This is a genomic window from uncultured Maribacter sp. (assembly GCF_963974015.1).
Classification (GTDB): Bacteria; Bacteroidota; Bacteroidia; order Flavobacteriales; family Flavobacteriaceae; genus Maribacter.
This window is the reverse complement of record NZ_CAXBBZ010000002.1, coordinates 589,479-602,808: the sequence shown is the minus strand read 5'-3', so window position 1 is coordinate 602,808 and position 13,330 is coordinate 589,479. Positions and strand designations below refer to the sequence as shown.

Genomic DNA, 13,330 nt, shown 5'->3' with positions numbered 1-13,330 from the left:
GTTTTAATTCTTCAATACTTTTATGTAGGTAGGTTCACCTTCATTTTCTACACGGAAAAACAACATTCCTTTGTCGAACGAAGTCAAATCTATTTCAATAAGCTGACCTTCAGCAGGTGATATTTCCCTAAATAATAGCAGTTGACCAGTTTCATTGAAAACACTAAGTTCGGTCGGTTGAATACTTTCTTTTAGATTTAGTGTTACATAATTGGAAACAGGATTAGGATAAACAGTGGATGTTGCTGAGGTTTCGGTTTGTGTTTGCTCTATGGAAGACATATCAAAGGAAAATGAGGTACCGCAAGGGTTTGCATTAGAGCCATTGGCAGACTTGGAGGCGCTATTACATCCATTGGTGATAACTTCCCATTGCAATCTACGGCCGTCCGTATAAATATCAAATGAATGTACCCCTGGAAGGAACACTTCAGGTAGTGTTCCCATATAAAATGCGTTTCCTTTTAAGATGTTATTTGGCCCATTTTCAATAAATACCGGTACGCTCAAAGGATTTGTATATTCAAAACGAAGTTTAGTCGTAATTTGAGGATAATCTGATAATGTTGCTGGACTTTGGCAAATATCGGAAGCCTTTATACGATCATTGCAACCTACCATTGGGGAAACAAATAACGTACCTGTTTGTAAGCTAAGATTATAGTTGTCATAACCTTCTAAGATAGCTAAATCAGTTGATACTGTATATTCACCAGGAGCGAGTATTCCATTAACGGTAGTACCGTTTTGATCCATTATAATAAAATCGGTAAGTATGGGCGCCTGGTCATCACATACTAATCCGGTGACAGTAGTGGTAAAGTTTGTAGGGATTGGATCTCCTTCGTTAATAATAAGTGTACCAATAGCAACTTGAAGTGAGGTGGCAGAAATAGTAAGTGACCCGTTTTCTAGGTTAATGTTGTAATTAGGGTTGTTTATGGACGGAATTATCTCAATAACTGTTGCGTCCGTACATCCATTTTCAGGGGTGTAGGTGAAATTGCCAAGTATATCTTCAGTTGTTTCTTCGTAAGGTAGAATGTCCGGTGACACATTAATTGTAAATCCTAAGGATTCCTGTTGACCGTAAGTTATTGTAGCATCGTTGGCACTTATGGTAATATTAAAAGGGTTCACCGTCAATAGACCAGTATTTTCATAACTAATGGTATAATTGCCGTTGTTTGTTTCCGATGTTGCAGTAATGCTATATGGACTATCCACTACGTTACAAGTACTACAACCTACAGAATAAATAAGACCTTCAGGGAAAATTTCAGCAGCAGTGTCACCTAATCGGAGTCCGTTTATTGATCCTGTAAATTCAGGAATTACATCTCCATATGTTAATGAAGTATCACCAGTAGTAACTGTGAGCTCCGCAGGAAGTATTTCAATAGCGGTAGGAAGATAACTTATTTCGAAATTACTGTCAATAAACCCACCAGGGATAATATACTGAGTGCCAGCATCCAATCCGGTAATTACGTTTATGGGTTTAATATCAATGGGTGTTTCGCTTAATGCATCATTTTCATTCAGTATTACAAGAATATTATTGAATGCATTAAATATTTTATCGGAATCTGAATTTGGTAGAGGTTCACCATTGACCAAGGAAAGTCCGTTCACAAGGGAAAGCCCATTGACCAAGGATAATCCATTGACCAATGATAAGCCATTTACAAGGGAAATACCGTTAACCAATGAAAGCCCGTTCACTAAGGATAGCCCATTGACCAAAGAAAGCCCGTTTACAAGTGAAAGCCCGTTGGTAATGGAAGATAGACTACCATTCTCAATAGAAGTTTCAGAAAATAGATCCGCTCCAAAATTCACTAACTTTTCCTGTCCGGTTCCATTGACCAAGGATAAGCCATTTTCAATGATCGTGTTGGATTGGTCAACCGTACTTTGAGACACAAAAAACGTTTTATTTACAAGGGATAAGCCATTTATCGTAGGTTCCCCATTTACCAAGGAAAGACCATTAACTAAAGACAGACCGTTTACCAATGATAGACCATTAACAAGTGAAAGGGCATTTACATGATTATAGGCAAAGGTATTGGCCACTTGATTGTCAACCACTATGTTTGTTTCACCTTGTACGCCATAAATATAATCAAAGGTTACTTCAGGTAAAGGGTCACCATATACAATTGGTTCCAATACTTGTGGTTGAATGGTCACTGGCATGGGTATAATATTCAAAACTCCAGGTTCTGCAGTAAAACTATATAGTTCCTGAAGGCCAACATTGATTTCTGCTAGTTCTAAGGTAATAGCATAAAGTCCTGTGTTAGAATTTGGTAATGCCTGCGTGCTTACCGTTACAGAGGGTAGGAGCAATTCCAGGATTTCTGGGGAAAGCGTTGTTTCCGTTTCTCCAACATAGGTAGTAAATGTCAATTCAGGATTCGTTTCGCCATAACGTCTTTCAAAGGTATCTCCTTTAATAATAACATTGGTAATGGGAATATCCTCAAAGGTTAACGTTTCTGATTCGCCACCATCCGATCCATTGGTAAGTGGACCTGAAGCAGTGAATACATAAATGGGGGGATTTCCAATAAACTCAGGTATAGTTGCAATTAATGTACTTGAATCAATAAAGGTAGTTTCCAATTCCTCTCCTCTAAAAATGACGATTGAACTTTCATCAAAGGAATTCCCTTCCAGGATCAAATCAAAGGCAATTTCACCAGGACTAGTTACTTCTGTATCCAAGTTTTCGAGGTTAAAACTAATCAGGTTTGGTGAGGGATTTGCAAAAGCTCCAACGGTATTATCCGCAGTTACAAAACCGTATCCATTGATAAAATCGAAGCCAGCGGCTCCCATATCTATACTATTATCCGTAATTAGTTTTCTGGTATTTAAAGCAGGATCTGTATTGGAAGGATCTATAAACTTGTTCTTGGCCTCTATAACCAATGCAGCTAAACCTGCAGCATGTGGTGCAGATGCGGAAGTACCAAAGAAATTAGGGAATGAATTATTATCATAATCGGGTGCACCCAAATTTACAGAAGTATCACCCCCTGTTGGCGCCATAATATCCGGTTTATTACGTGCTACACCTTCAGTTTTCGTTCCTCCTCTGGAAGAGGATTGTTGTGCCAAAAGGCTACCACCATATGCAGGTGAATTGTCATAACGCACAGCACCAACTGTGATGGCGCCATCTGAGTTGGCGTGGCCAACTATGGTAGAGGCATTCGCAGCTGGAACCGCGGCGAAATTACCATCGTTACCCGCTCTAAATACTACATATTTGAACGGTACTTGAGTTCCGATTCCTGCAGCTCTTTCAATGACCAAATTAGTAGTAGTAGGGTTTACGACTACAAAAGGCATAATTTCAACCGGGTCTGCACCCAAATTATTTCTATTGAATCCGTAAAGTATACTGCCATTGTCATTTGCTAAATAGATATCAAGATCATTTTTAGCTCCAGTTAGCGATCCCAAGGAATAAAAATCATCTTCCCATTGCAAGGCGATTATATATTGACCGGGTTCTAATTGTAACTGTTGTAAAGAATTTCCCCCTCCAAAATCATGACGAATTTCATTGGGTGCTGGAGCAGCAGTGAAATTTGCTTCAAATGATCGGTTTGCAAAATTACCTGCCGAGGAAAAATAGGAGACCCCCAAAGAAGTAGCTTCATTAACAGCATCTGCCACAATACCATCACGAAAGAAGGGGCCTTTCATATAGGTTAGGTCGTCTACGATAATATCGCAGTCCGCAGCTACCAAATCAGCGATTCCTGCAGCCATATTACCTTCGGAAACAAAACCGGTAGTAAAATACAATTCCGCTTCGGGTGCTACGTCATGAAGAATTTGAAGCATCGCCCTACCTTCGTCACTAGCAGGGCCAAAAGGATAGTCCTGTAATACTTTTACTTTTTGATCTCCACCCGGAAGATCACCATTTTCAATATCACGAATAACGGCGGTTCCTAATGAACCTTGAACACCGCTAATACGATCATAACTATCTGAAATAACCCCTATTTTCACATCTTTCCCGGATAAGTTCCAACCGAGTCGAGCTATTGCTGAATTTTGCGCAACATCCCCTTGACTAGGTATTAAACCGGTATTAGGGATAGGTCTGGAAACTTCATAAACTTGATTGATAAGGTCTGAATTGGGATTTAGTTCCGGTAAATGTTCTATGGGAAAGAAGACTGTAATAACTCGTTCATCGTCTGTTGGATCATAGACATCTGAAATAAAGTCTCCTGAAAAAACACTGAAGGAGCTTAATAGGGAAACAACAGTATCATATTTACCGGATTGTATTACAATTTCTATTAATACGTCCCCTTCTGAATTTAAGGTGTAGATAAATTCATTTACCGGGACACTTGGGTCATAATTGTTGAACAAGGAGGTTAAGGCCGAGCCAATGAGTTCGTTTACTTTTGAATTTGGCGGATATCCCGGTAAAATATCACAATTGATTAGAACACATTCACATCTTTTATCAACTACCTCCAAGGTGCTAGGAGATATCGGAACACCGCTACTATTTCGACTAGTGAAGTAAAGTATATCAACAGACCAGGTACCAAAGTTATTTACATTACCGTTAAGTGTTTTAACACTACCAGACCCAGTAAATAGGTTGTTATTTATAAAATTACCATCCGTTAAATTTACACAGGCATTTGAAAGTACCATTTCGGATTCATTTACCACATTCCCGTTCTTGGTAAGAATAGCATTGATCAATTCTATACGCCCATAATTGTTAAGCACGCCGGGCCCTATTTTAATTTGTCCTTGATTGGCCGATAATACACCTTCGGTACCAACATTAATATTACTTAAGGTAGCCAAGGTTGCATCATTAATGACCAATAAAACACCATTTCTACCTAGCTTAATTGGGCTATTGGAGTTATAATTGATATCGTGCCTTATAGTTATGGTAGTGTTGGAAATATCATTAACTGGATATGGGTTTTTATTACAGCCACCACCTATACAGGTCCATGCAGTAGGATCTTCCCAATTATTGGATAATCCCGTGGTTTCATAATCTTGACCCAGTACGATACCCGTGGAGCAAATAAGCAGAAGTATAAATAAATTTAGAGGTCTTTTTAGTTTATTTAGTAGTACCGTGGCTCTACTTAAGGTGGTGTAGTGTGATGAAGTTCTCATTTTTAAAAGTTTGTAGCGTTTTTTTTAAACTTTAAAAACCTAGAGAGTATAAGTACCTTATTTGACTAGGTTATTGAAATGAGGGAATTATCAAATTTATAAAAACTTATAATACAAAACATTAAAATAGAGAATATTACCTTAATTTATTAGGGTGATACTATTTAATCGAAGAAATTAGTATTTTATCGGTATTATGTAGTTGAAATCTGTTATTTGTTAAAAGTGGGAGTAAAAATATCTCGGTAAAAATGATTATTGACATTCCAAAGCATTACGTTTTTCCTTTAACTCTTTGATTTTTTGTTGTTTTAGTGGTTTTCTAAATTCACACGCAAATGAAGTATGGAATTTATGATTTTCAAGAAATTTAATTTGAAGGTCTAACCACTCTTCTTGATTGTTGACAATATCGTAATATTGGAATTCTTTATAAAGGCCACCACTTAACAAATCATAATCAGTTCTTCCCAAATAATCTAAATCGGCATCGGCAATGATTTCCTCCATAAAATTAGTTGGGTGCTGTGGGACTTTTGTAGCTCGAATCATACCATTTACCAATGCTATTTCTTCAGAGGTTAAAATTGACGGTAAAATATGAGATAAGCTTTTAATACTTCTTTCTTCATGTTCTATAGGTGAGATGATATAACCAAAGTCATGCCCTATAGCAGCAATTCGCATAAGTTTAGCATCATTTTCCTCTATATTATAATGTTCAATATAGGCATTACAAACATTGGCTACATCAATGGTATGTTCCAGTGTATGATATGTTAAATGATTTGGCAGACTTTTTTCCAAGGTGGACAGTAGTTGCATACAAAGTTTAGGATAGGCCTTTTCGTTGTGCAAATTCATCAGCTACTGTAAAATGAAAAATTGATATTCATTAAATTAAACAATAAATTACTTAAAATATTGTATTCAAAAAAGGTTTTAGAAAAATGACATCAATAATAGGTTCTATGTTTCCAGCAAATATATTATCAAGGATTAACTTACAAAAATTATTTTAATAAGAAAAATCTTCAATTATTTTATACAATTTAACTTCAAGCTAAAAGTTTTTTTATAAAGACTTTAACTGATAATTTCATTTTCGTTCATTTCTTTTCCTACAAAATACATTTTCAATTTTTTAGAATTTTTAACGGTTATTATTCCCCTATAGGTAAAATCTATTTTATCCTTCAATAAATTATAGGTGTTTTCTGAAACATTAATTTTACCAGGAATGGAACTGGATTCCATTCGTGCGGCAATATTTACAGTATTGCCCCAGATATCATATTGAAATTTTTTAGTTCCAACGACTCCTGCAACTACTGAACCTGAATTAAGACCGATTCGAATTTCAAATGGATGGACATTCTTTGGCGGATTCTTTTGAGTATTATTAACAAATTGTAATATTTCTATGGCCGCATTGTACGCATCCATGGCATTGGTCTCATTTTCGGTAGGTAAACCTCCTGCGCACATGTATGCATCACCTATCGTTTTTATTTTCTCAAGTCCATATTTTTCTACGATTTCATCAAATTTTTTAAAATAATAATCTACACTCTTTACTAATTTATCTGCGGGAATTAGTTCCGCAACCGTTGAGAATGCCTTAAAATCAGTAAAAAGGACTGTAATTTGTTTAAATTCCCTAGCCTTTACAGAGCCGTGTAATTTTAGTTCTTCGGCCGTTTCAGCCGGTAAAATATTAAGTAATATGCTTTCCGTCTTATTTTGCTCATCAGCTAATCTTCTATTTGATTTTTTAACAAAACGATATTGCAATAGCGCACCAAAAGCTATAGCAAATAATAAGACCGAAACTGCGTAGAAATATTTTTTTGAAATGGCCACTTTTTCCAGTTGTATTTCTTTGACTTTGTTTTCGGTATTTAATAATTGAATTTCCTTTTCCTTATTTTCAATATCATATTGAAACCTTAAATTGCCTAAGGTATGCTCATAATCATCACTTCTAATTGTATCCATAACTGCAGAGAATTGTTTTTGAAAATCAAAAGCATTCTCATAGTTACCAAGTTTAGCATAGATATTTGCCAATCCCTCATAAATTTTTTTTTTATCCGGTAAAACATTTGTTATTTCGGTCAGTTCCAATGCCTTTTCATATTTATCCAATGATTTTGAAAGTTCATTCTTCTTGTTATACATATTCCCTAATTGGATATAGGCTTTTGAAGCTTCCATTTTAGCATCGTTTTCAGTAGCTAAGGTAATGGCTTCCATGTATTTTTTTTCGGCAATATTTGGCTCCCCCATGTCCTCATAGGCCCTACCGATCATGATTAGGCCATTGGCTTTATCTGCATCAGCTTTATCAAAGAAAGTCATATACTCATTAAGCACCTGTAGTGCTGCCTTTGGATTATTTGTCTTGAGATATAATTCAGCTATATTTACAGCAGCATATGCTATTCCTTCTTTGTAATCAATGTTTTCGCATATTTTTTTAGCTTTATTAAATGACTCTATGGCCTGTTCATATGTAGCTTTTTCATTGGCGTAAACACTACCAATATTTATATATGCTGTGCCTATTCTCTTAGGTTCATTTATTTCTTCAGCAAGTCTTAATGAATTTAAAAAATAGGCCAATGCAGTGGGGTCATCACCCTTAGTTTGATAAACACTCCCTAGATTACCTTGAAGGTTGCTTATTCCATTTTTAAAATCTATTTTTTTAAATAATTCTAAGGATTTTTCCCAATAATCTATCAATTCTTTGTTAAGTTCACCTTTGGCATATAGTAGCAAACCTAAATTTTTATACCCATAAGCTTGTCCTTTTTTATAATCCAATTCTTCCGCTAGGTCAATTGCCTTTAGGGCATAATTTTTTGATTCTAAGGTGTCCGATTTGGAAAGGATGTTTGAGATATCCAACAAGGCATTCACGTTAATGGTATCCTTTTTGTTCTCGTTAATTATAGATTTAAGACTATCTAATTGTAGGTCTTGTGCAATTATTTCGACCGAGTAGAAGAACAATGACAAAAGGCTAAAAATGTAAAATTTACTTAATCCCATATTTGTTAGAGAAACCTTTAAAACTCAATGAAAAGGCTATTTTTATTTAAAAGTAATTATAATCACTTGATTTAAAGCAGAGAATAAAAAATATATAAAAAAAATTGTGGCTACTTATGCATAAATCAGTTGAATAATCCATATACTTCTCAAAAACTTTAAATTAGACCAAAAAGCGTTAAAACCTAATTTTTGTTTCAAATCTTCATTACCAACAATGAACTTTACATCGTCAAACTTTGGTGGGTCTATTAGCATAGGATTATTGCTCATGTCATAATTTTCAATTGGCATACCGTTCGCTTCAAAGTCCATTCGGTGGTTGTCATTCGCATAATGTAAGATTGAAACAGCATATTCCTCAGGTTGAACATTTTCGAATATTAGGGTTAATTTTCCTATTTCAGCTTTGTCTCGGTTTATGATGAGTCCATCACTTTTAAAAAAATGATTCTTCGTTGTGCAAAGCACTTAAGATATGGCCATCATTATTGAGAATATTTTTTATAATTACGGTTAAAGTAATGCCATCATTTTTTTGGGCTTTTGCAGTAAAGATTGATGCTAATACACTGATTGTAAATAGTAGTTTTTTTATTTTTAAAGTTTTATAGATGAATTGATTACTTCGAAAATGCTGATTATCTATAAAACTTTAAAAATGATATTACTTAATTGGCCTAATGTGAGACTGAAACGTAGCTTACAACTTTTAAAAATGCAGTTGGTATGGATTTCTTCTAGTTAAAACATAATCCAGGCCAAATTTACCAGAACCAAATCCCATAAAAAATAGACCAAGACAAAAGAAAATAAATATGGGAATAATATTCCATGACCCGTCCCATGGTCTAAAAGCTATTGTAACAAACATGGTGGTAGTTATAAAGAAAGCGGTAATTCTAGTGTTTAATCCTAACATTAAAAGAATGCCGCCCAAAGCTTCGGTAAAACCAGCAGACCAAGCAAACATTTCTGGCATTAGAGTAAATGGTGTTCCGAACTGTTCTACCAATTTAACAAACCAATCTGAGACTTCAAATAATTCAAGTCCTATGAATTTTGATGTCCAAGGGGTACCAAATTTATTTACAGCAAATACAAAAGAAAGTAAATAGCCTATTAGTACCCTAGGTATTAAAATTAAAATATTGGGCATTAACCTATCTACCCTAAATGGAATGATTAGTTTTTTTAAAGGTAGAAGAATTTGGTTCATTGATCCTATCTATACTTAAACTTTTTAAAAATACTAGAAGATGACAAATGTCAGTTTTAATCAAATTCTTTTATTCAGAATACCTTAAGTTATTAATTTTTTATGATCAATGAACTTATTGAAGTTTATTATTTGCTCTATGAGCCACATACTAAACGACTTCGTTAAAGTTGGGTTAAAGCAGTAGAATAGTACAACAAGGTTATTCTTTGTTGTAAATTTAATATTGTTAACAAAATAAAAATTCATGAAAAAAATTAAAGCATACGCAGCAGATTCAAAGGATGCTGATTTAAAACCATACGAAATAGAACGTAGAGTAACTTTAGAAGATGACGTAAAAATAGATATACTTTATTGTGGTGTGTGCCATAGTGATTTGCATCAAGTAAGAAATGATTGGAAAAATTCTGTTTATCCTGTTGTACCAGGGCATGAAATTATTGGTAGAGTATTAGAGGTCGGTAAAGGTGTTTCTAACTTTAAAGTAGGAGATTTAGTAGGTGTTGGCTGTTTAGTAGATTCTTGTCAAACTTGTAGTGCTTGTAAAGATGATTTAGAGCAGTTTTGTGAAAAAGGAGCAACGTTTACCTATAATAGTAAGGACAAGCATTCTGGCGGACATACCTTCGGCGGATATTCTGAAAGTGTTACTGTTAATAAAGAATTTGTATTAAAAGTCCCTGAGAATTTAGATGCAAAGGCTGCAGCTCCGTTATTATGTGCAGGAATTACCACATATTCTCCACTAGCACATTGGGGAGTGAAAAAAGGTGATAAAGTAGGTGTTATTGGCTTAGGTGGCTTAGGACATATGGGAATAAAATTTGCCCACGCCATGGGTGCGTATACAGTAATGATTACCACTTCGCCTTCTAAAAGTGAAGATGCTAAAAAACTAGGTGCAGACGAAGTTATAATTTCGAAGGATCAAGAGCAGATGAAAAAGCATGCTAATTCTTTCGACTTTTTATTGAATACGATACCTGTTGGTCATGACATGAATCCTTATGCGGCATTGTTGAAAAGGGATTCAACAATGGTGATAGTAGGTGCGGTTGAACCTTTAGACCCATTACATGGTGGAAGTTTAATTATGGGAAGAAAGAGTATTGCAGGTTCATTGATTGGTGGTATTAAAGAAACTCAAGAAATGTTAGATTTCTGTGGAGAGCATAACGTTGTTTCTGATATAGAAATGATCGATATACAAAATATTAATGAAGCGTATGATAGGCTTCAAAAATCTGACGTGAAATACAGATTTGTAATTGATATGAAATCTTTGAAAGACAGTTAAAAACTACTTTTAAAAAATAAAAAAGAGCCCTTTAAAAGGGCTCTTTTTTATTTTAGATTAATATAGTCGATTTCAAGTTTAAAATCTTCCTCTTTATTGTTTCCTATTAAAATGGCGACTTGCGAAAGAAAATCGCCGTGATAGTTTGACATTTTAAGAGAATTTCCTCTAAAATAAGGTTCCATTTTATGGAATGGAATTGTAACTATTTTCCAATCTTTTCCAGAACTAAACGAGTATATATACGAATGTCTTTGAAGGTCACTTGATTTGCATTGGAATTGATACTTTTTACCATCCCCTTTCATTCGAATTTCAAAAGATGAATAGTCTTCCGCTTTAATACGCTCTAAATCGTACCTTACTAAGCAAAATCCTCCATTATTATCAAGTGAAACATGGCCACTAAAAACTCCATTTCCTTCTGAGTTTATTTGGATTAGACCCATTGACATTCCTCCCATAACTTCATCGTTAACAATTTGCCATTCTTCAATTTTAGAAGTTCCAGAAAAATTATAAATGCTTTTAGGTTCAGTCATAGCGATATTATAGAATGTGGTAATTTCCACATACATAAAATTAAATGATTGATTTCACCAAAAGATATCTTAAACGATATTATTTTGACTTGATCGACTTCAATTCTGGTTGTAAATCTTTATTTGCGAGATAAGAAATCGCTAATAGAACGCTAACAAAGGTCATGTAAAAACAGAAAAGTATATAAATCATCTTTTTCGAGTTTAAAAGTCACCTTATTTACGTTGTAAACTTGGGTAAGTTTTACCGTTTGTCGAAAGCCTTAATTTTTTATTTATTCAATTGAATTATAGGTGGTTGGGTTATTTTTTGAAATTTAATTATGAGACTAAAATGTAGTTCGTCGATTAATTTTTTAACTAGAATTACAACCACAGCCTATTTTTTAAGTTTTTTCATCTCTTCGGCAATCGCTTTTTCAGCTGAACCCTGCTTTTCTAATTCTGAAATTATTTTTGGATGGTCATGGCTTCTACCTTGTGACAGTTTGTTAACGGCTTGTATATCGTTAATCATAATTTCAAAACCAATTATACCTGTAACCTGTCTCATAGTCTTTTTAGACATATCATTTATTGAAATAGGATGTTCTGAATTTTGCTCATACTTATCTACCAATTCATGTAAAGAGGAGAGTAATTCGTCTGCTTTTTGAATTTTAACCGTTCCATAAACATGAACGGCAACATAGTTCCATGTTGGGACTTCCTCTTTCTGATACCATGAAGAGGAAATATAACTGTGTGGACCATTAAAAATGCATAGTACTTCATCACTGTCTTTTATATTTTTACTTTGAAGATTCGCTTTGGCAATATGGCCAACCAATACATCTTTACCTTCTTTATTTTTTCCAAGTTCTAATGGTATATGGGTACCCCAAGGTTTTCCCTCAATCGTATTGATTAAAATACCAAAACTATTGTTTTTTAAGAAACTATGAATTTCATGTATATCGTTGTTTTTATAGTGCTCTGGTATAAACATATAATTTCGTTTTGTTGGTAAATATAATCGTTTTAAACATTCGGTTATGAACCAATTATTTAACGCATTGGGCTAAGTTAACTACCTATTGTTTAATACCTTGTAAGTAACTTTTAAAAGATAAAATATGCCATTTATAACAAATAAAACAGCAAAAGAACAAGTAGATATTTTTTACGAGGATTACGGTAGTGGACAACCTGTAATTTTGATACATGGTTGGCCTTTGAGTCGAAAATCGTGGGAACAACAAGTTTGGAAAATTGTCGAAGAAGGTTTTCGATGTATTGCTTACGACCGTAGAGGTTTTGGTACATCTTCTTCACCATGGGGAGAATATGATTACTCTGCATTGGCCGGTGATTTAAATGCCATTATTGAAAAGTTAGATTTGAAAGACGCAATTATCGTCGGATTTTCTATGGGTGGTGGTGAAGTAGTTCGCTATTTAACGGATTATGGTTCTAGCAGAATTGCAAAAGCGGCACTAATCAGTTCTATTATTCCACTAGTAAAACAAAAATCGGATAATCCCGATGGAGTACCGGAGGATGCTTTAAACGGAATTATTGTTGCGCTACAAAAAGACAGAGTTGGGTTCTTAAAAGAATTCAGTAAAGGTTTTTACAATTATGATGAAAATAAAGGGGAAAGGGTAAGCGAAGCGCAACTCGATTATGATTTCACGATTGCTTCGTTCGCATCGCCTAGAGCAACGATACAAACTGCATTGTCATGGATGCATACCGATTTTAGATCGGAGTTAAAAAATGTTACTGTACCTACTTTAATAGTTCATGGTGATGCAGATGCTACAGTGCCTATTGAAACTTCAGCGAAACAAGCCGCAGAAGGTATAAAGTACAGTACTTATGAAGTCGTTAAGGGCGCTCCGCACGGACTTAATGTGACCCACCCAGATGAATTGAATAAAATTTTGATTTCTTTTCTGAAGAAGTAATTTATTTCATTCAAACAAATAGAATATCCCGATGCAATTATGCAATCGGGATAATTATTTATGCTTAAGACTTTTA

The 13,330-nt window shown here is 34.6% G+C and carries 9 protein-coding genes; 2 read left to right on the top strand and 7 right to left on the bottom strand.

Annotation, left to right across the window (positions count from 1 at the left end):
* Positions 1 to 3 precede the first annotated feature (3 nt).
* From AACZ41_RS07140 to AACZ41_RS07120, 5 genes are all read right to left on the bottom strand, one after another.
* Complete coding sequence (locus tag AACZ41_RS07140) at positions 4 to 5,187, bottom strand: MBG domain-containing protein (RefSeq protein ID WP_339627679.1); 5,184 nt, start codon at positions 5,185 to 5,187, stop codon at positions 4 to 6.
* A 255-nt stretch (positions 5,188 to 5,442) separates the two neighbouring features.
* Complete coding sequence (locus AACZ41_RS07135; RefSeq protein ID WP_339627678.1) at positions 5,443 to 6,051, bottom strand: HD domain-containing protein; 609 nt, start codon at positions 6,049 to 6,051, stop codon at positions 5,443 to 5,445.
* A gap of 222 nt (positions 6,052 to 6,273) precedes the next feature.
* Positions 6,274 to 8,244 (bottom strand): adenylate/guanylate cyclase domain-containing protein, encoded by a 1,971-nt coding sequence (locus AACZ41_RS07130; protein ID WP_339627677.1) that lies wholly within the window; start codon positions 8,242 to 8,244, stop codon positions 6,274 to 6,276.
* A 114-nt stretch (positions 8,245 to 8,358) separates the two neighbouring features.
* On the bottom strand, positions 8,359 to 8,715 hold the full coding sequence (locus AACZ41_RS07125) for a DUF2141 domain-containing protein (protein ID WP_339627676.1): 357 nt from the start codon (positions 8,713 to 8,715) through the stop codon (positions 8,359 to 8,361).
* A 241-nt stretch (positions 8,716 to 8,956) separates the two neighbouring features.
* Positions 8,957 to 9,463, bottom strand: coding sequence for a DoxX family membrane protein (locus tag AACZ41_RS07120; protein ID WP_339627675.1), 507 nt, complete (start codon positions 9,461 to 9,463; stop codon positions 8,957 to 8,959).
* 247 nt (positions 9,464 to 9,710) lie between these two features.
* On the opposite strand from AACZ41_RS07120, the gene AACZ41_RS07115 reads away from it, so the two are divergent.
* A complete protein-coding gene (locus tag AACZ41_RS07115) occupies positions 9,711 to 10,763 on the top strand; it encodes an NAD(P)-dependent alcohol dehydrogenase (protein ID WP_339627673.1) in 1,053 nt (350 codons plus the stop codon).
* 47 nt (positions 10,764 to 10,810) lie between these two features.
* Here AACZ41_RS07115 and AACZ41_RS07110 read toward each other — a convergent pair whose 3' ends face one another.
* Entirely contained in the window at positions 10,811 to 11,335 is a 525-nt protein-coding gene (locus tag AACZ41_RS07110) for a CIA30 family protein (RefSeq protein ID WP_339627672.1), read from the bottom strand.
* A gap of 349 nt (positions 11,336 to 11,684) precedes the next feature.
* A complete protein-coding gene (locus AACZ41_RS07105) occupies positions 11,685 to 12,293 on the bottom strand; it encodes an FMN-binding negative transcriptional regulator (protein ID WP_339627671.1) in 609 nt (202 codons plus the stop codon).
* A 127-nt stretch (positions 12,294 to 12,420) separates the two neighbouring features.
* Between AACZ41_RS07105 and AACZ41_RS07100 the strand changes: the two genes are divergently transcribed.
* Entirely contained in the window at positions 12,421 to 13,254 is an 834-nt protein-coding gene (locus tag AACZ41_RS07100; RefSeq protein ID WP_339627670.1) for an alpha/beta hydrolase, read from the top strand.
* Positions 13,255 to 13,330 lie beyond the last annotated feature (76 nt).